Source organism: Magnetospirillum sp. 15-1 (assembly GCF_900184795.1).
Classification (GTDB): Bacteria; Pseudomonadota; Alphaproteobacteria; order Rhodospirillales; family Magnetospirillaceae; genus Phaeospirillum.
The window spans coordinates 414,273-432,464 of record NZ_FXXN01000028.1 but is presented as its reverse complement, the minus strand read 5'-3'; the positions used below and the strand labels follow the sequence as shown (position 1 = coordinate 432,464).

At 66.0% G+C, this 18,192-nt stretch carries 15 protein-coding genes and 2 pseudogenes; 10 read left to right on the top strand and 7 right to left on the bottom strand.

The features are described 5' to 3' along the window. The first annotated feature begins 3 nt into the window (after positions 1-3). The 7 genes from CP958_RS23380 (at position 4) to CP958_RS23350 (ending at position 7,531) form a co-directional block, all read left to right on the top strand. On the top strand, positions 4-1,344 hold the full coding sequence (locus tag CP958_RS23380) for a methylenetetrahydrofolate reductase C-terminal domain-containing protein (protein ID WP_242443101.1): 1,341 nt from the start codon (positions 4-6) through the stop codon (positions 1,342-1,344). Next, on the top strand, positions 1,341-2,033 hold the full coding sequence (locus tag CP958_RS23375; RefSeq protein ID WP_170959087.1) for a hypothetical protein: 693 nt from the start codon (positions 1,341-1,343) through the stop codon (positions 2,031-2,033). The genes CP958_RS23380 and CP958_RS23375 overlap by 4 nt, the downstream gene beginning before the upstream one ends. Then, positions 2,030-3,607, top strand: a complete 1,578-nt coding sequence (locus CP958_RS23370; protein WP_096704583.1) for an ASKHA domain-containing protein — start codon at positions 2,030-2,032, stop codon at positions 3,605-3,607. The genes CP958_RS23375 and CP958_RS23370 overlap by 4 nt, the downstream gene beginning before the upstream one ends. Before the next feature lie 12 nt (positions 3,608-3,619). Continuing rightward, the gene (locus CP958_RS23365) at positions 3,620-4,492 is read left to right on the top strand and encodes a dihydropteroate synthase (protein ID WP_096704582.1); all 873 of its coding nucleotides are present in this window, start codon (positions 3,620-3,622) and stop codon (positions 4,490-4,492) included. Next, the gene (locus tag CP958_RS23360; protein WP_096704581.1) at positions 4,489-5,724 is read left to right on the top strand and encodes an amidohydrolase family protein; all 1,236 of its coding nucleotides are present in this window, start codon (positions 4,489-4,491) and stop codon (positions 5,722-5,724) included. The genes CP958_RS23365 and CP958_RS23360 overlap by 4 nt, the downstream gene beginning before the upstream one ends. Further along, positions 5,721-6,890, top strand: coding sequence for an ABC transporter substrate-binding protein (locus tag CP958_RS23355; RefSeq protein ID WP_170959086.1), 1,170 nt, complete (start codon positions 5,721-5,723; stop codon positions 6,888-6,890). Before CP958_RS23360 ends, CP958_RS23355 begins: the two co-directional genes overlap by 4 nt. A gap of 179 nt (positions 6,891-7,069) precedes the next feature. Next, complete coding sequence (locus tag CP958_RS23350; protein ID WP_096704580.1) at positions 7,070-7,531, top strand: MarR family transcriptional regulator; 462 nt, start codon at positions 7,070-7,072, stop codon at positions 7,529-7,531. Positions 7,532-7,541: 10 nt separating this feature from the next. Here CP958_RS23350 and CP958_RS23345 read toward each other — a convergent pair whose 3' ends face one another. Continuing rightward, positions 7,542-8,936, bottom strand: coding sequence for an MFS transporter (locus CP958_RS23345; protein ID WP_096704579.1), 1,395 nt, complete (start codon positions 8,934-8,936; stop codon positions 7,542-7,544). Positions 8,937-8,987: 51 nt separating this feature from the next. After that, positions 8,988-10,571 carry a benzoate-CoA ligase family protein gene (locus CP958_RS23340; protein WP_170959085.1) on the bottom strand — a complete coding sequence of 528 codons (1,584 nt, stop codon included), beginning with the start codon at positions 10,569-10,571 and terminating at the stop codon, positions 8,988-8,990. Positions 10,572-10,934: 363 nt separating this feature from the next. On the opposite strand from CP958_RS23340, the pseudogene CP958_RS23335 reads away from it, so the two are divergent. From CP958_RS23335 to CP958_RS23325, 3 genes and pseudogenes are all read left to right on the top strand, one after another. Then, positions 10,935-11,150: pseudogene (locus CP958_RS23335) on the top strand (tyrosine-type recombinase/integrase); the annotation flags it as partial. A 258-nt stretch (positions 11,151-11,408) separates the two neighbouring features. Next, complete coding sequence (cas9, locus tag CP958_RS23330) at positions 11,409-11,867, top strand: type II CRISPR RNA-guided endonuclease Cas9 (protein WP_096704577.1); 459 nt, start codon at positions 11,409-11,411, stop codon at positions 11,865-11,867. A gap of 61 nt (positions 11,868-11,928) precedes the next feature. Further along, a pseudogene (locus tag CP958_RS23325) lies at positions 11,929-13,135 on the top strand (IS3 family transposase). A 93-nt stretch (positions 13,136-13,228) separates the two neighbouring features. Here the strand turns inward: CP958_RS23325 and CP958_RS27420 are convergent. Genes CP958_RS27420 through CP958_RS23300 form a run of 5 tightly spaced genes read right to left on the bottom strand, consistent with a single transcriptional unit; the run spans position 13,229 to position 18,162 of the window. After that, entirely contained in the window at positions 13,229-13,705 is a 477-nt protein-coding gene (locus tag CP958_RS27420) for an acyltransferase (RefSeq protein WP_096704576.1), read from the bottom strand. A gap of 3 nt (positions 13,706-13,708) precedes the next feature. Beyond that, positions 13,709-14,905 carry a DegT/DnrJ/EryC1/StrS family aminotransferase gene (locus tag CP958_RS23315; RefSeq protein ID WP_242443099.1) on the bottom strand — a complete coding sequence of 399 codons (1,197 nt, stop codon included), beginning with the start codon at positions 14,903-14,905 and terminating at the stop codon, positions 13,709-13,711. 20 nt (positions 14,906-14,925) lie between these two features. Then, positions 14,926-15,897 (bottom strand): NAD-dependent epimerase/dehydratase family protein, encoded by a 972-nt coding sequence (locus CP958_RS23310; protein WP_096704574.1) that lies wholly within the window; start codon positions 15,895-15,897, stop codon positions 14,926-14,928. Between the two features lie 34 nt (positions 15,898-15,931). Continuing rightward, on the bottom strand, positions 15,932-17,041 hold the full coding sequence (locus tag CP958_RS23305) for a GNAT family N-acetyltransferase (protein ID WP_096704573.1): 1,110 nt from the start codon (positions 17,039-17,041) through the stop codon (positions 15,932-15,934). Continuing rightward, a complete protein-coding gene (locus tag CP958_RS23300) occupies positions 17,038-18,162 on the bottom strand; it encodes a DegT/DnrJ/EryC1/StrS family aminotransferase (protein WP_096704572.1) in 1,125 nt (374 codons plus the stop codon). Before CP958_RS23300 ends, CP958_RS23305 begins: the two co-directional genes overlap by 4 nt. Between the last annotated feature and the right edge of the window lie 30 nt (positions 18,163-18,192).

Genomic DNA, 18,192 nt, shown 5'->3' with positions numbered 1-18,192 from the left:
GCCATGTCTTCCACCCCGCGCCGCCTGATGCTGACCCTGGTCCGCCGGACGGCGGCGGTCCTGGGGCGCGGGCGCCTGGAACGGCCCCTGGGCTGGGCCGAGCGGGTCTTGAAGAAACGCCTGTTCGGTTGCCGGATGTGCGGTCAGTGCGCCCTGGACGCCACCGGGCTGGGCTGTCCCATGCGCTGTCCCAAGGGCTTGCGCAACGGCCCCTGCGGCGGCGTGCGCTCGGACGGCACCTGCGAGTTGGATGCCGCCATGCCCTGCGCCTGGAAGGACATCTGGAGCCGCCTGGGCGAACGGCTGCCCGAGCGCCAGCCGCTGCTCGACCACCGCCGGGCCGGGCGCTCCGCCTGGCTGGCCGAGGCCCTGGACGCCAAGCCCGCCGCCCCGGAACTGCCGCCGGACCGCCCCCTGCCCGCCGGGCGGCTGGCCGCCAAATTGGCTGCCGGCGAGTTCGTGGTCACCGCCGAGATCGGACCGGGCACCGCCGCCGACGGCTCGGCCCTGCTGGCCCAGGCGGAACGGCTGGGCCAATGGGTGGACGCCATCAACGTCACCGACGGCTCGGCGGCCCATTGCGCCCTGTCCAGCATGGCCGCCGCCGCCCTGCTGAGCCGCGCCGGCCACGTGGCGGTGATGCAGATGACCTGCCGCGACCGCAACCGCATCGCGCTGCAGAACGACCTGCTGGGCGCCGCCGCCCTGGGGATCGAAAACGTGGTCTGCCTGACCGGCGACGGCGTGCTGGCGGGCGACCATCCCGAGGCCAAGCCGGTCTTCGACCTGGACGCCGTCGCCCTGGTCGCCACCGCCAAGACGCTGCGCGATGGCGGGCGCTTCCTGTCGGGGCGGGCGCTGGCCGTGCCGCCCGGTTACTTCATCGGGGCGGTGGACAATCCCTTCGCGCCGCCCGAGACGGCCCGCGTCCAGCGCCTCGCCGCCAAGGTGGCGGCCGGGGCGCAATTCGTCCAGACCCAGTACGTCTTCGACCTGGAGGCCTTCGCCCTCTACATGGAGCGCATCCGCGCCGCCGGACTGCACCGCCGCTGCCACATCATCGCCGGCGTCGGCCTGGTGCCGTCGGCCCGCACCGCCCGCTGGCTGGCTCACAAGGTGCCGGGCGTGCGTATTCCGGATACCGTCGTCACCCGCCTGGAGCAGGCCGCCGACCCGCTGGCCGAGGCTTCGGCCCTGGCGGTGGAGCTGATCTCCGCCCTGCGCCGCATCGAGGGTGTGGCGGGGGTGCACCTGATGTTCCACCACCATCTGGAAAAGGTGGCCGAGGTGGTCGAGGCCGCCGGGCTGACCCGGGATCGCTCCGGCCGACGGGAGGTGGCGTGATGGAGATTCCCCTCGATCCCGGCCGCCTCGAATCCGGCCTCGCCCGCCGCGCCACAATCGCCGTTCCCACCAGCGGGCGGCCGGCGGTGCGCCGCCGCCTGTCGGCCCTGGCCGACGACCTGGACCGTGCCATCCGGCCCCGGGCCACCATTCGGCTGGTTCCCGCCACCATGGTCGGCCGCGACACCCTGCGCCTGGGAGACGCCGACAGCCTGGAGGGCACTTCCGTACACCGCTTCGCCGGGGCGGACCGGTTGGCGGTGGTGTTCGCCTCGCTGGGTGACGGCATCGCCGAGCGAGCCGCCCGTTCCGCCGAGCGGGGTGAAATGGTCGAAGCGGCGCTGTTCGACCAGATCGGCTCGCGTGCCGTGTGGCAGTTGGGCCAGCGGCTGCTGGCCGCCATCCGTCTCGCCGCCCACCGGGCCGGCAGCCGGGCCGGCGGCCCGCTATTTCCCGGCGATCCCGGCCTGCCGCTGGCCGCCCAGCCCATCCTGGCCCGCCTGGGCGACCCGGGGGGCGCCGGTGTCGAGGTGTGCGGCGGCGGCCTGCTGATGCCGCTCAAATCCCTGTCCATGGTGGTCGCCATCGGCCCCGGAGTGCGGCGCTGGGCGCGCATCGCCAATTGCCGCGAATGCCGCTTCCACGACCGCTGCCGCAAGCCGGCCGAGACCCGTAAGGTGTGCCGATGAACATCCGGCTGGCCTTCGAGCCTTCGGGCATCGCGACGGCCGCCCTGGCCGGCGAGACGCTGCTGGAAGCGGCCCGCCGCGCCGGGGTGCGCATCGGCGCCGCCTGCGGCGGCCGGGGGCGCTGCCGGGCCTGCGGCGTCCGGATCGAGGGACGGGTGGACGAGCCGACGGCCTCGGATCTCGAGGTGTTCTCGGACGGCGAACTGTCGGGCGGGTGGCGCCGGGCCTGCCAGTCCAGGGTGGTCGGCGATGCCCGCGTGCACGTGCCGCCCCGCAGCGCCGCCGCCGCCATCGCCCGTGGCCAGGAGGACGGCGCCGGTCACATTCCCATGGCCGAGCCGGTGGCCGAATCCGGCCTGGGGCTGGCCGTCGACCTGGGCACCACCAATCTGGCCGCCGCCCTGATCGATCTGGCCACCGGCCGCGTGGTGGCGACCGGCGCGGCCGAGAACCCGCAAGGTATCTTCGGTGCCGACGTCATCAGTCGCGGCGGCCGGGCCTTGCGGGTTCCCGGCGCCCCGGCCGAGCTGCAGCGCCTGGCCGCCGGGGCGATCACCGAGCTGGCCGGCGCGCTCTCCGGCGGCCGGCCGGAGGATATCGGCCAGGTGGCCGTGGTCGGCAACTCGGTGATGAGCCACCTGCTGCTGGGTCTGCCGGTGGACACCCTGGTGAAGGTTCCCTACCAGCCGGCGGTGGCCGAGGCCCAGGACCTGCCGGCGGCCTCGGTGGGAATCGGGGTGGCATCCGATGCCCGCCTCCATGTGGGCTCCAACATCGCCGGCTTCGTCGGCAGCGACCATGTAGCCGCCCTGCTGGAAGTGCTTCAGGCTCCGCCGCCGGGACGCTGGGCGTTGCTGGACATCGGCACCAATACCGAGATTTCGCTGTTCGACGGCCATCGGCTGGCCAGCGCCTCCTGCCCGTCCGGCCCCGCCTTCGAGGGCGGCATGCTCAGTTGCGGCATGCGGGCGGCGGCCGGTGCCGTGGAACGGACCAGGGTCACCGGCGACGGCCTGATCCTCACCACCATCGGCGGCGAAGCCCCCGTGGGGCTGTGCGGGTCGGGGGTGCTGTCACTGTTGGCCGAACTGTGCCGCGGCGGTCTGGTGGATGGCAAGGGGCGGCTGGGCCTCGGCCATCCCGCCATCCGCGAGCGGGGCGAAACCCGCGCCGTGGTGCTGGCGTCGGAGGAGGAGACCGGTGGCCTGCCGGTGCTGTTCACCCAGGCCGACATCCGCAACGTGCAACTGGCCAAGGCGTCGATCCGCGCCGGGCTGGACCTGCTGCTGGACAGCGCGGGCCTGGTGGCCGGCAACCTGGACCACCTGATCGTCGCCGGGGCCTTCGGCAAGTACATCGACCTGAACGACGCCACCACCATCGGCATGCTGCCCGTCCTGCCGGCCGGGCGGCTGTCCCAGGTGGGCAACGCCGCCGGGGCCGGAGCCAGACGCATGCTGGCCTGCCACCGGGAACGGCGCCGGGCGTGCGAACTGGCCCGCCGGGCCCGCTATCTGGAACTGGCGTCGCGGCCCGATTTCCAAAAACGCTTCATCCAGGCCATGGCCATGTGAGGGGAGGACGGTGTGAGCAAGCAGTGGACCATCATCGGCGAACGGATCAATCCGGGCTTCAAGAGCACGCGAGCCCTGTTCGAAACCAAGGATATCGCCGGCATTCAGGCCCTGGCCGTGAAGCAGGCCGAGGCGGGCGCCCGCTACCTCAACGTCAACACCGGAATGGCGGGGGAAAAGGACCACGGCTTCGCCCGGGCGGTGGTCGAGGGCATCCAGGAGGCGGTCTCCGTGCCCCTGTCGTTCGATTCGGCATCGATGACGCTGCAGACCGTCTATCTCTCCACCTATGACGCCGACCGGGCCGGCGGCGCCAAGCCGATGATCAACTCCATCGCCGAAACCCATCTCGGCATGCTGGAGCTTCTCGCCATCCGCCCCTGCAGGATCATCGTCATGGCCTCGGAACGGCTGGAGGACGGCGCCGGACGACGCAACACCAAGGCCGACGAGGTGGTGGCCGTCGCCCGGCGGATAGTGGAACACACCGACCGCGCCAGTATTCCCCACGAGGACATCGTCATCGACGTCTCCATCAGCGCCATGGCCGCCGACAGCGAAGGGCTGACCCGCATGGCGCTCGACGCCATCCGGGTGATCGGCAGCGATCCGGACCTAAAGGGGGTGCACATCACCGGCGGCCTGTCCAACATCGGCCAGCAACTGCCGGCCAAGGCGGCCAACGGCGCCGACCTGAAGCATGCGCTGGAATGCGCCTTCCTGACCCTGGCCACGCCGCTGGGCTTCGATACCATCCTGGGCACGCCGTGGAAGGATTACCGCTTCCTGCCCGACGACGACTATGTGATGGGGGTGTTCCGCGACGTCCTTGAGCGTTCCGGCCTGGACGCGCTGCGCCAGGTCAGAAGGCTCTACCGGGCATGACCGCCGGACCGCACCGGCGCCTGACCGTTCGAGCCTATTTCGACGGCGAGCGGATCGTCGGCGGCGGCCCCTGGGCGATCATCCACGACGGCGCCGCCATCCTGGGCATCGAGCGAGCCGAAGGCGCGGTCGATGCCGCCTTCGCCATGCCCAGCCTGGTGGATGCCCATGTCCACGTCTTCCTGGACGGCGGCGAATTGGACGCCGTGCGCCGCAAGGCGGCCATGGCGGCCGACGACGATGCCGTCCTCGACGTGGCGCGGGCCAACGCCGAGCGGGCGTGGCAGGCCGGCATCACCGTCCTGCGCGACGCCGGCGACCCGCGCGGCGTCAACCACGCCATCCGCGAGGAGCTGGCCGCCGCCCGCCATCCGGTGGCCCTACGCTCGCCGGGGCCGGCGCTGCACCGGCCCGGACGCTATGGCTCCTTCCTCGGCCGGGCGGTGGCCCATGACGGCGACATCGCCGCCATCGTCGACGAATTGTGCGACCATGTGGATGACATCAAGGTCCTGCTGACCGGAGTGATCGACTTCGCGTCGGGGCAGGTCAAGGGCCAACCGCAGTTCGACGAGGCCGCCGCCCGCGCCGTCGTCGGCGCCGCCCGCCGGCGCGGCCGCCCCGCCTTCGCCCACTGCAACGGGCCGGAAGGACTGAGGGTGGCCATCGCCGCCGGCTTTGATTCCATCGAGCACGGCTACCTGATGGACGAGGAATCGCTGCGCGCCATGGCCGGCGACGGCGTCGCCTGGACCCCGACCCTGGCCCCGGTGGCGGCGCAGCGCCGCCTGGACCCGGCCGTCAGCGGCTTCGGTCCCGACATCCTGGCCTGTCTGGACGGCATCCTGGCCCGTCACGCCGACTCCATCGCCCGGGCCGCGCAACTGGGCGTGCCCCTTTACGCCGGGTCCGATGCCGGAGGCCAGGGCGTTCCCCACGGCGGCGGCCTGATCGACGAGATCCTGCTGATGGCGGCGGCCGGCGCTCCCATGGAAACGCTGCTGCGGGGCGCCACCAGCCTGCCGCGCCGACGCTGGGGGCTGGACGGTGGCGAAATCCGCCCAGGCGCCCCCGCCGACCTGGTGCTGCTGCCGGTCTCGCCCATGGACGAGGCCGCAGCGCTCGGCCGGGTCCGCCACTGGCGGCATGAGGATTCCAGGGACGGCCTGGATGGAGTGGGTGTGAAACGAGGCGCGAAAAATCAGCCGACCACGAAGGGGGAGGAAACATGAGACGGACACGACTGACCGCCATTGTGCTGGCGCTGATCCTGGCCCTGGCGGGCCACCAGCCGGCGCGGGCCGCCGACGACATCAAGATCGGCGTATTCCTGTCGGTGACCGGGGTGATGTCCCTGATGGGCGACCCGGAGAAGCGAACCCTGGACATGCTGGTGGACAAGATCAACGCCGAGGGCGGGATCATGGGCCGCAATATCCAGATGATCCTCTACGACGACGGATCCGAGCCGGAAAAGGCCACCACCTTCGTCAAGCGGCTGATCGACAACGACAAGGTGGACATCATTCTGGGCGGGTCGGGCACGCCGACCAGCATGGCGGTCCTCAATCTGATAGAGCGGGCCGAGATGCCCTACATCTCCATGGGCGGCGGCGTCGGCATCGTCGATCCGGTGCGCAAATGGGTGTTCAAGGTGCCGCCCACCGACCGCATGGCGGCCGACAGGGTCCTGGCCGAACTCAAGGCACGGGGCCTGACCAAGCTGGCGATCCTGTCCGAGAACGTCGGTTTCGGAAAATCAGGCCATGACCATACCGTCGCCCTGGCTTCCCGGCATGGCGTCGAGGTCGTCGCCGACGAGGTCTACTCGCCCAAGGACCCGGACGTCACCCCGCAGCTCACCAAGATCCGGGCCACGCCGGGCGTACAGGCTCTGTTCATCTTCGGATCGGGCAACGGCCCGGCGGTGGCGACCAAGAATATCCGCCAGATCGGCTTCAACCTGCCCACCTACCAGTCGCCCGGCGTGGCGTCGCGGGAATTCCTGCGCCTGGTAGGAACCGCCGCCGACGGCATGCGGCTGGCGGCCGGGGCACTGATCGTCGCCGAGCAACTGCCGGCCGACAACCCGCAGCGGCCGGTGGTGGTCACCTTCAAGCGCATGTTCGAGGAACGCAACAAGCCCCAGGACGTCAGCACCCTGGCCGGTCACGGCTGGGACGCCCTGATGATCGCCATCGAGGCCATGAAGCGGGCCGGCGGTACCGACAAGGCCAAGGTCCGCGACGAGATCGAGAGGACCAGAGGCTTCATCGGTACGGCGGGCGTGGTCAACATGTCGCCCGCCGATCACCTGGGCCTGGGCGACGACGCCTATCACATGATCGAGGTGAAGAACGGCGACTGGGAACTGAGCGACCACAAATATCTGAAGTAATCCCATCGGCGGCGGGAACAACCCGCCGCCGATCATCCCATGCTCTCCGGGGCGGGGCCGTTGCAATCAAGGGAGTTGACGAGGCGACACGGATGGCTCAAGGCTAGCACGCTCCGCCATTTTCCGCGGCACAGCCCCGCACGGGCTTTCCGAGTTCTTTCATTGATGCCCCGCCGGTGATGCCCGAACCCCTCCATCTTGAAGCCCTGCTGACCTTCAGATTGTCGAGTATCGCCGACACCCTGGAGCGCGCGGCCAACCAAGTTTACGGCCGCCGCTGGGACCTCAGCCTCACCGCCTGGCGAACGCTCGCCATCCTGGCCCAGCACGAGCCGACCACCGCCCAGAACATCAGCCGGCGCTCGCATATCGACAAGGGCTGGATCAGCCGTTCGGTCGCCCGGCTGGAAGAACGCGGCCTGTTGCTGCGTGTGCCGAACGACAAGGATAACCGGAGCCAGCTGCTCAGTCTGACCGATGCGGGGCGCGATCTGGTGGCCCGGATCGCGCCGCTGTCGCGCCAGCGCAACGAGGCGTTGCTGTCGGTGTTGAGCCCCGAGGAGGCGGAGAGCTTCCTGCGTTGCCTGGAGTTGGTCCAGCGCCGGGCCGACGCCATGCTGGACGACGACGACCCGGGCTGACGGCAGGCGGTCAATGGCCGCCGAGACGGACCTCCTCGGTATGGCCGTGGGCCTCGGCCACGCTCTCCTGATGCTCGGCCCGTGTTTCCGGATGCGCCAACTGCTTGATCAGCAGGGCGGCGGCGGCGATGATCCCGGGCACCGCCACCACGGTGAAGATGGTGCCGAGCCCCAGCTCGCGGCGGGCGAGTTCCGCCACCAGCATGGAGCCGGCGATACCGCCGAAGCGGCCGATGCCCAGCATCCACGCCACGCCGGTGGCACGGCATTGGGTGGGGTAGAAGCCGGCGCCCAAGGCCGGCATCGAGACCTGCGAGGTGTTGAGCAGCGAGCCGCCGACCAGCACCAGCACCATCAGCAGGCCGACATTGCCCACGGCCTGGCCGACCCCGTAGATGGCGGCGGCGGTCAGCAGATAGCCCACCGCGATGACCCGGTTGCCGTTGGTCCGGTCCATCAGCCAGCCGAAGAAGATGGCTCCCACGCCGCCCAGGGGGAACAGGGCCGAGATCAAGGTGGCGTCCTGGGGCGACAGGCCGGCATCCTTCATCAGCAGCGGCATCCAGTTGATCACGGCGTAGAAGATGACCAGCCCCATGAAATAGGCCAGCCACATCATGACCGAGCCGACAAGGTAGCCGCGTGACAGCACCAGGAGCAGCCCGCCGCGTGCCTTCGCTCCGGCCGCCGCCGTCTCGGTCATGACGAAGTCGCTCGTCTGGTCCACCGCCGCAGAGATGCGCCGGAGCACGGCGCGGATACGCTCGGCCGGCATCCGCCGCGCCACCATATAGCGCACGGATTCGGGCAGGAACGCGATCATCATCCCGACCAGCACCAGGGGGGCGATGCCGCCCAGCAGCAGAACCGATCGCCATCCCCACTGCGGGATCATCCAGGCCGCCAGGAAGCCGCCGAAGGCCGCACCCAGGGGAAAACCGGAAAACATGGCGTTGGTCAGCAGGGAGCGGCGCTTGTCCGGGCTGTACTCGCTCATCAGGGTGATGGCGTTGGGCATGGCGGCCCCCAGGCCGATGCCGGTGACGAAGCGCAGCGCGGTGAGCTGCTCGAGGCTGCCGGCAAAGGACGAGCCCGCGCAGGCCAGCGCGAACACCAGCGTCGAGCCGGTCAGCACCAGCTTGCGGCCGAGGCGGTCGGCCAGCGGCCCCGCCGCCAGCGCGCCGGCGGCCAGGCCGAACAGCGCGGCCGAGAGCACCGGCCCCAGCGCCGGCTTGGAGATCCCCCATTCCTTCAGCAGTGACGGCGCGATATAGCCGATGGCGGCCGTGTCGAAGCCGTCCAGCAGGACGACGAAGAAGCAGAGCGCGAACGTAATCCACTGATAGGCCGAAAATCGCGTTTCATTGAGAAACGTCTGGACGTTGATGGTCTTGCCGCCGGACATGAAGTCTCCTTCCTATTTTGATTTTGGCGGCTTTGTCTCTCCCGGTGATTATTATTTGTTGTTTGCGGTCATGGCCTCCGTCGCCATCTGGCGCAGGCGGAAACGCTGGATCTTGCCGGTGGCGGTGCAGGGCAGCTGCTCTACGAACAAGATGGTGCGCGGGCATTTGTAGACGGAAAGGGTGCCAAGCAGCTTGTCGCGGAGCGCCGTTTCCAGTACCTCGCTGCCGCCGTCTTCGGCGACCACGAACATGGCGAGGCGGATCAGTCCTTCCGCATTCGGGGCGCCCACCACCACCGCTTCGGTCACGCCGGGGACCGTGACGGCGCATTCCTCGATCTCGGTGGGACTGACCCACTGGCCCGAGATCTTCAGCAAATCGTCGTTGCGGCCCTGGTGGGTCCACCAGCCGTCGGCGTCAATGGTGAAGACGTCGCCGGTACGGTACCAGCCGTCGCGGAACGAATCGGCGGTCTTGTCCGGCTGCCTCCAATAGCCCTGGCAGAGCGAATCCATCTTCACCCACAGCACGCCGGGCGTGTCGGGCTGGGAGACGGGACGGTCGTCGCCGTCAAGCAGCCGCACCTCGGCCCAGGGCATGGGCCGGCCGGTGGCGCCGGGCTTGTGCTGGGCGGGGGTGCCGGCTACCGCTAGGAAGATGGTCTCGGTGGCGCCGATGCCTTCGACGATGGGGCCGCCGGTCACTTCGCGCCAACGCTGGTACAGGCTCTCCGGCAGGGCCTCGCCGGCCGAGACGTAGTGGCGCACCGCCCGGAAGCCTTCCTGGCCGGCCAGATTGTTCTGCAGCAGGTTGCGATAGAAGGTGGGGACACTGAACATGACGGCGGGACGGAAGCGTTCCACCACCTCGGCGATGGCGGCACCGTCGGGCCAACCCTCGTAGAGGATGACGCTGGCGCCGGCGCGCAATCCGCCGATCAGGCAATGCCCCAGAGCAAAGGCGAAGAACAGCTTGGACGACGAGAAGATGCGCTCGCCCGGCTTGACGCCGAAGCTCTCGCACAGGTGGCGCTCGCCGATCAGTACGTCCTTGTGGCAGTGCACCGCGCCCTTCGGCGTGCCGGTGGTGCCCGAGGTGTAAAGCCAGAAGGCAGGCTCGTCCGGCGCAGCCATGTAGGGCGCGAAAGTGTCGGCGGCGCCGGCCTGAAACTCGTCCAGCCCGACGGCTCCGGCACCGTCGGGGCGTCCGCGCACCAGCACCAGCGGCGGCGTCCCGGTAAACGTGGCCTCTGCCTGGCGCCAGACCGGCAGGAATTCTTCCTCGATCATCAGCACCCGGCAACCGCTGTCGGCAGCCATGAAGGCCAGATCCTTGGCTGCCGCCCGGGTATTGACCGCCACCGATACGGCACCGGCCCTGATCGTCCCCAGCCAGACGGAGATGAAATCCGGGGTATCCTTCAAGACAATCAGTATGCGCTCGCCCGGCGCGACGCCCGCGCGTCTCAGCGCGTCGGCGAAGCGGCTGGTCCGGCGGTCCAACTCGCCATAGGAAACCGAAGAGGTCTCGCACAGAATAGCCGACTCGTCGGCCAAACCCCGGCGCAGAGACGTGCCGATGATCTGGTCGCAAGCATTGATGCGGCCGCTTGCATCCACGAGGGATGCCGACATCCCAGGAACCATGTCACCTCCCGAATTTCTGCGGCTCTGATCCGGATGCGTTGGACCGCATCTCTCGCCGCGCGTCTTCATTTGGGCATGGCAGGAATATAGTTGTCAACACAACAATTGAACGGCCATTCATGTTGCTGCCGATGATCACCATCGTCTTGGAGGCCCGGACCGGCGGCCAGGTCCTGTCGATAACGGGGATTCCCAAAATCGCGCGGCCGTGATTCAACGCCGGCTTCCGAACAAGCGGCAATATCGGTGGGATTATTTTTTGAGGACGCGCGGGAAAGCCCGCCGGTGCTCAGGGAAGAGCCCTACGAGGCGTAGTGCTCATGGGCTTGCCGCACCGCGTGGAAGACGGATGCGGTGACGTGCGCCCACGCCTTTCAGTGGGCCTGCAAACGCGCCGGGACCGTAGATCTTCGCTTCCGTGATCTGCGCTACGAGGCAACCAGCCGCCGGTTCGAAGCCGGCTTCAATCCCATGGAGGTCACCACCGTCAACGGCCACAAGACGCTCCAGATACTGAAGCGTTACACCCACCTGCGGGCGGAGGGTTCGGCGAAGCGGATGGGATGATTCACGGGGGCAGCAGTTGCAGGTCAAGTGGCGGAACTGAGCGGATATTCTTCCCCGCTATCCAGCCATTAGTAACGCAGTCTAAAAAGAAATCCCCCCGCCACGTCACCGCAGCGGGGGGGGTAATCCTTAAGTAGAAAACAACTTTACCGCAGCATCCCTACCGATTTCCAATCTACACACTCTCTTACCAAAGGTTGCTGGCAAAGTCCTTCCCAGGCGCACTTGCTGCAATTATTCCGGAGTGGAGGATGCGCCATGAATATTCTTGGATTGGACGGGGGAATCGCATCGATCGGATGGGCCGTGCTGGACTTGGGCGAAGGCTATGGCAGCATTCTCGGAGCAGGGACATGGATGTTCGACACGCCGGAAACCGACAAGGAGCGGCGGCCAACATCGGAAATTCATCGAGAAAAGCGTGGCCTGCGCCGAGTTATTCGCCGCCGCCGTCAGAGAATGGGGCTGATTCTAGCACTTTTCAGCCGTCATGGGCTGATGTCCGAATCGAGCCGTGATGCGCCGAAGCAACCGGGCCTCGGCCCCTGGGAATTGCGGGTGGCGGGCCTTGGTCGAAGGCTATTGCCCTTGGAGTTGGCGGTGGCGCTGGGGCATATCGCCCGCCACCGCGGCTTTAAGTCCACCGCCAAGCAGGCTTCAACATCCAATGCTGCTGAGGAAGGGCGGATGAAGCGGGCCATGGCAGGAACCCTGTGACCTGCCTTGAGAAATCTCCTCCAGTTTGAAGTAGAGTCCGGCCTATCAAAGGACGGACGACATGAAGCGCAGCAGGTTCAGCGAGGAACAGATCACCGGCATCCTGAAGGAGCAGGAGGTCGGGGCAGCGACGGCGGATGTGTGCCGCAGGCACGGCATTTCGAGCGCCACGTTCTACAAATGGAAGGCCAAGTACGGCGGCCTGGATGTGTCGGAGGCCCGGCGGCTGAAGGCGCTTGAGGATGAGACCCGAAGGGCAGCGCAGCAAACGCCCGGCTGAAGAAGCTGCTGGCGGAATCTATGCTCAACGAGGCCGCGCTCCGCGATCTTCTGGGAAAAGAATGGTAGGGCCCGCCGCCAAGCGGGAAGCTGTCGCCCATCTGCGGAGTGGCTTCGCGATGAGCGAGCGTCGGGCCTGTGCAGTGATCGCGGTGGATCGCACCATGATCCGCTACCGCTCCGTTCGGCCCGACGACAGCGGCCTGCGCGACCGCCTGCGCGGGCTTGCCCAGGAACGCCGCCGGTTCGGCTATCGACGACTGTTCATCCTGCTGCGGCGCGACGGTGAGCCGTCGGGGATCACCCGCATCTACCGGCTTTACCGCGAGGAAGGATTGGCGGTGCGCAAGCGCCGCACCCGTCGCAAGGCCATCGGCACGCGCGCACCGATCCTGGTGGAGGCCAAGCCCAACGCCCGCTGGTCGCTGGATTTCGTCCACGACCAATTGGACAACGGGCGGCGGTTCCGCGTGCTCAACATCGTCGACGATGTGACGCGGGAATGCTTGGCAGCAGTGCCCGACACCTCGATCTCGGGCGTGCGTGTGGTCCGCGAATTGACGGTGCTGGTGGCCCGGCGCGGCAAGCCGGAGATGATCGTGTCCGACAACGGCACCGAGCTGACCGGTAATGCCATGCTGAAGTGGACGCAGGATCATTGCATGCAATGGCACTACATCGCGCCGGGCAGGCCCATGCAGAACGGCTTTGTCGAGAGCTTCAACGGCCGGATGCGCGACGAATTGTTGAACGAGACGGTGTTCACCAGCATGGCCCAGGCCCGCGCCGTCATCGCCGCCTGGGTCGCCGATTACAATACAGCCAGGCCGCACTCGGCCCTGGGGTACCAGACCCCGGCGGCTCACGCCGCCAAACTCAAAGCAATGGGGCCGCTCTCTCCGCCCCTCCGGGGCTCCGAGCCCGGCCCCATTGCTCACACCGCGCCACACGGCGTAACTTCGCCCAAGGCTCTACTTACGGCTGGATGAAAGTTCCACGGCAGGTCACCCCGGCCCACATTGCCATCCCCACCCAAATCGGGCATCAAACAATGATGAGACTCTCCCTCTGACCGGGATCAATCAGGGGAACGGGTCACCGGCCCGGAGCCTGGCAGGAACTCCGGCAACCAAGGCACCATCGGGCACGTCGGCGGTCACAACGGCCCCAGCCCCGATCATCGCACCTTCCCCAATGGTAATGCCGCACATTATGACGGCGCCGCTGCCGATGGACGCACGACGCTTGACCAGTGTGGGGACGACCGTCCAATCATTTTCCGTCTGCAACTGACCGTCTGATGCCGTTGCCCTGGGATAGCGGTCATTGATGAACATCACCCCATGCCCGACGAAGACCTCGTCCTCAATGGTTACGCCCTCACAGATGAAACTGTGGGACGAGATCTTACAGCGCCTCCCGATGCTGGTATTCTTCTGGATCTCGACAAAAGTGCCAATCTTGCTTTCCGCGCCAATGGAGCACCCATAAAGATTCACGAGGTCAGGGTGGAAAATTCTGACATCATCGCCAATTTTCACATCGGATGATATGGGCATGAGCTAATGCTCCTTGACGTTGGCAGCTTGAATTGTCCCCCGTCTGTCAAGGGATGCGCGTAGTTCCATTGCAATAAATTCTTGTTCTTCATCCGTCATGCCGTGAAAGAGCGGAAGAATAACTCCCCGCTCCTGAATGGACTCGCTGTTAGCCAGTGCCCGGCAAGTGGAATTGGCGCAGCCACAATCCGGGCGATTACCCAGGCACAGCCATGGCTGGTCGAGATAGGCAGGCTCGCGATGGGCATTCATGATGCCTCGTCGCGTGGAAATGCCGGCGTCAAGCAAGTCCTGCATCACCGCCGCCTGATCCACCCCCGGTTCCAGGACGATTTGGTACGATTGCCAATTGCTGCGGGCCCAATGGGGCTCCCTCGGCACCGTGATGCCAGCCATATCAGCAAGCAGGCGGGAATAGTGATCGGCTCTACGGCGCCGCTCCGCCACGATCTCCGGGAGACGGAGCAATTGCTGACGGCCGATGGCGGCCTGGATGTCACTCATCCGGTAATTGAAGCCGAGTTCTGTGTAGGACTCCCTGGTTACCGTAGCCGATCCATGACGGACCCGGTCACTGACAGACATGGCGTGCTGGCGGAGCAGTCGTAAACGGCTGTGGATGTCGGGGTCCGCGGTCGTGATCATTCCGCCCTCGCCGGTGGTGAGCAACTTGCGAGGGTGGAAGGAGAAGCACGCCACAAGTCCGTGAGGCCGGCCGATACGCTGCCATCTGGCGTCAACCTTGATCTCGCTGCCGATGGCGCAGGCTGCGTCCTCGATCACCGGGATATTCGCCCCGGCTGCGATTTCTCCAATGGTGGCGAGATCGCAAGGCATTCCGATCTGATGCACAACCAGGATCGCCTTGATATCCCTCGCCAGGGCCGCACGAAGCTGTTCCGGGTCGATATTGCCGCTCTCCGGCTGTACGTCGATGAACAGCGGCACGGCACCCGCATAGCGAATTGAGTTGGCTGTGGCGATAAACGAATGGCTGACCGTCGCCACCACGTCACCAGGACCAACACCGGCCGCCAGCAGCGCAAGATGAAGCGCTACCGTGCAGTTGGATACGGCGCAAGCGTATGGCGCCCCAACGAAAGTTGCGAATTCACGCTCGAAGGCCTCGACCTCCGGCCCCTGGGTGACCCATCCAGAGTTGATGACCCGTCGGACGGCCTCTGCCTCCAGATCATCCATCCACGGGCGTGCGACTGGTATCATGCCTCCATTCCCTTCTGGGCCCGCCACCAGTCGACCATGAGCTTCAGTCCGACTTCGAGATCGTAGGCCGCGGTGAAGTTCAGCTTCTCCCGGGCAAGACGTGTGTCAGCCAGCCGGCGAGGCACCGGGTTGATCTTGCGCTCCTCGGTGTACTCGATCGGAAGGGAGGAGCCCATCACCCGCAGAAGGGCGATCGCCAGTTCTTTCAGGCTGGTTTCCGTACCGCTGGCGATGTTGAAGACCTCATCGGAGCACGAGCTTTGGGCCGCCAGGACATTGGCCCGCGCAACGTCGTCAATGTAGATGAAATCCATGGTCTGGGTGCCGTCGCCGAAAATCAGCGGAGGCTTGCCCTCTGCGATTCTTTCCATCCACCGGATCAAGACCTCGGTGTAGACCCCATGGATGTCCATACGCGGACCGAACACATTGAAATAGCGCAATGCCACGTAGTTCAGGCCGAACATATCATTGAACGAACGAAGCAGGCCTTCGTTGAACATCTTGCAGGCGCCATAGAGCGTACGGTTGTCGTAGGGATGGCATGACTCATCCGTGGGAAAGCGATCTGCCAGGCCATAAATGGAGGCCGACGACGCGGCCACCACCCGATCAACACGGTGCTTTACGGCGAGTTCGAGCAGATCGAAGGTCGCCAGGGCCATAACCTCCATGGCCTGACGGGGGTCCGCGGCACAATGGGTGATACGCAAGGCGGCCTGGTGAAACAGTAAGTCGCAGCCGTCCATCAGCCGCTCCATCAGGCCTCGGTCGCGGATGTCGCCTTCGACGAATTGGACCCGACCGGAGGCAAGGGCGCCAGCCAGGTTCGAAGCCCGGCCTCTTACCAAATTGTCGATTCCTACGATCTCGGCGGCCATGTCCGAGGCAAGCATCTGATCAATGATCGTCGAGCCAACAAAGCCGGCCGCCCCAGTGACCACCACCTTGGAAAAGGTTTTGCCCATCTATCTCTCTCCGATCATCTGCCGGCAAGTTTGCCTAGAGCTTGCGGAACAGCCGCACGTCGCCATCATCCTCATCAAACAATCCAAACGGAACCACGTAATGGCCCGGATAGAACCTGGCCATTTGAACGCTCCCCATATCGCGGAAGAAAGATACATCCCGAAATATCCGAGTATAAAAACGATACGGGTACTCCTCGCTGCCCCACTGCTTCTTGAAGGCATAAACGCCGCTGGCACGGCTGGAGGAGGACTGCCAGTTCATGATCTTCACCCCCCGGCGATGAAACTCCAGCAGTCCCTGCTCAACCAGGAAGTAATTCGTTCCGGCATCAGCGAAATCACTGTCCATGCTCATGATGAAGACGTCGCCGACGATGCGATTGTGCACGAACAGACAACCGCCGACTATTTGCTCCCCTGCGGCCGCCAGGACCAGAAATGCACTCTTTCGTGCCCCAAGCCTGGCCAGAATGTTTGACAAGAGATCGCGGCGTAGCGGGGCGGCACCCAATTCGCGGTGGCGCTTGCAATGAATCTGGTACCACCGGTCGAATTCATCGTCATCGCGGCACAGCCACGACCGCAAGCCGAATTCCTGAGCCCGTCGAAGATGCCGTCGTACATTCCTGCGCTTATCCGATGCTGGAGGCAGGACCCGTCCCTCCCTGACCAAGCCGTCCACCATGCAGGCCTGGGTGAAATTCTCGAATTCAAGTTGGGGCTGCAGATGCTCCCGGTAAAGCTCGTCATCTTGCTGGAACGGGTCGGAGATGATGGTCAAGGCGATGCAGTCGTGTTCCAGTGACAGCGCAACAGCCCTGCCGAGCAATGACTGGAATGCGGCCCGTCGGGTGGCCGCGTCGAGGCCTGGGCGGCAGAAGATCCCACCCAGCGGCCCGGCTTGGGGAACCGAGGTGATAAGATTGCCTGCGGCGTGACGATACAAGTAGAGCGGCAGTCCGGCAAAATCCTGATCGCCATCGCCGGCGACCAGGAATATGGCGTCGTCTGGACCAAGCGGGGCCGTGGCGTCGGCCCAGCATGAAGATTGCTGGACGAGTCCATGGGGGCAGGCGTCATACAGCGTGTCGTAACGTTGCCGGGTGGCTGCGTCGGTTCTCAATGCCTGGCCGGCACTCATCGCCCCACATCCGCGATCGCCTGACGCAAGGTATCGACAGTCGTCTTGCCCTGCTCCTCCGTCAGTTCGGGGAACATGGGCAGTGAGATGATCTGGCGGACCGTCTGTTCGGCGACAGGGAATGCCCCTGGGCCGTATCCCAGGTCCGTCAGTGATGGCTGGAGGTGCACGGGCAAGGCGTAATGCACCCCGGTCTGAACACCCAATTCGGCCATGCGCGCCCGCACCGCATCGCGGTTCGCGACCCGAACGACATAAAGATGATAGGCGTGCGCGCCATCAGGGCAGGGGGCCGGCGGAACTATGCCAGTGATCTCGGGCGCACCGGACAGCATTTCATCATAGCGCGCCGCCGCGGCCTGCCGCTGGGTGATCCAGATTGCAAGGTGACGCAGCTTTACGCCAAGAATTGCCCCTTGAATGCCCTCCATGCGGTAGTTGTAGCCGGGCAGGGCGTGGATGCCCTTGACCTCCTGGCCCCAGTCACGCATTGCGGCCACCTTTGCGGCCAGTCGGCTGTCATTCGTCACCACCGCCCCCCCTTCGCCATAGGCGCCGAGATTCTTTCCGGGGTAGAAACTGAAGCAGCCCATGACACCCATGGTACCGGCGCCCTGTCCCTTGTAGGTGGCGCCATGGGCCTGCGCCGCGTCCTCGATCACCGGAATGCCGTGGCGGTTGGCGATGGCGAGGATGGGGGCCATGTCGGCGCACTGGCCATAAAGGTGGACCGGGACAATTGCCTTGGTCCGGCTGGTGATGGTGGATTCCAGGGCCTCCGGGCTCATTGTGAAGCGGACGGGATCGCAATCCACCAGGATTGCCCGGGCGCCCGTGTAGCGGATGGCCGCCACCGTCGCCACGAAAGTATGCGGCACGGTGATGACCTCGTCGCCAGGGCCGATCCCCAGCGCGAGAAACGCCAGGTGCAACGCGCTTGTGCCCGAATTCACGCCAACTGCGTATTTCGTTCCGACAAAGCTGGAGAAACCTTGTTCAAACCGTTCCACGTCTGGGCCAAGTACAAATTGGCCAGAATCAAGTGTCGTCGCGATCGCGCTTAGTATCTCGGCTCTGATGCTCTGATATTGTTGCTTGAGGTCGAGAAATGGAACCGTCATCGAACATCCCCCAAGACAAAAGAGGCCCTA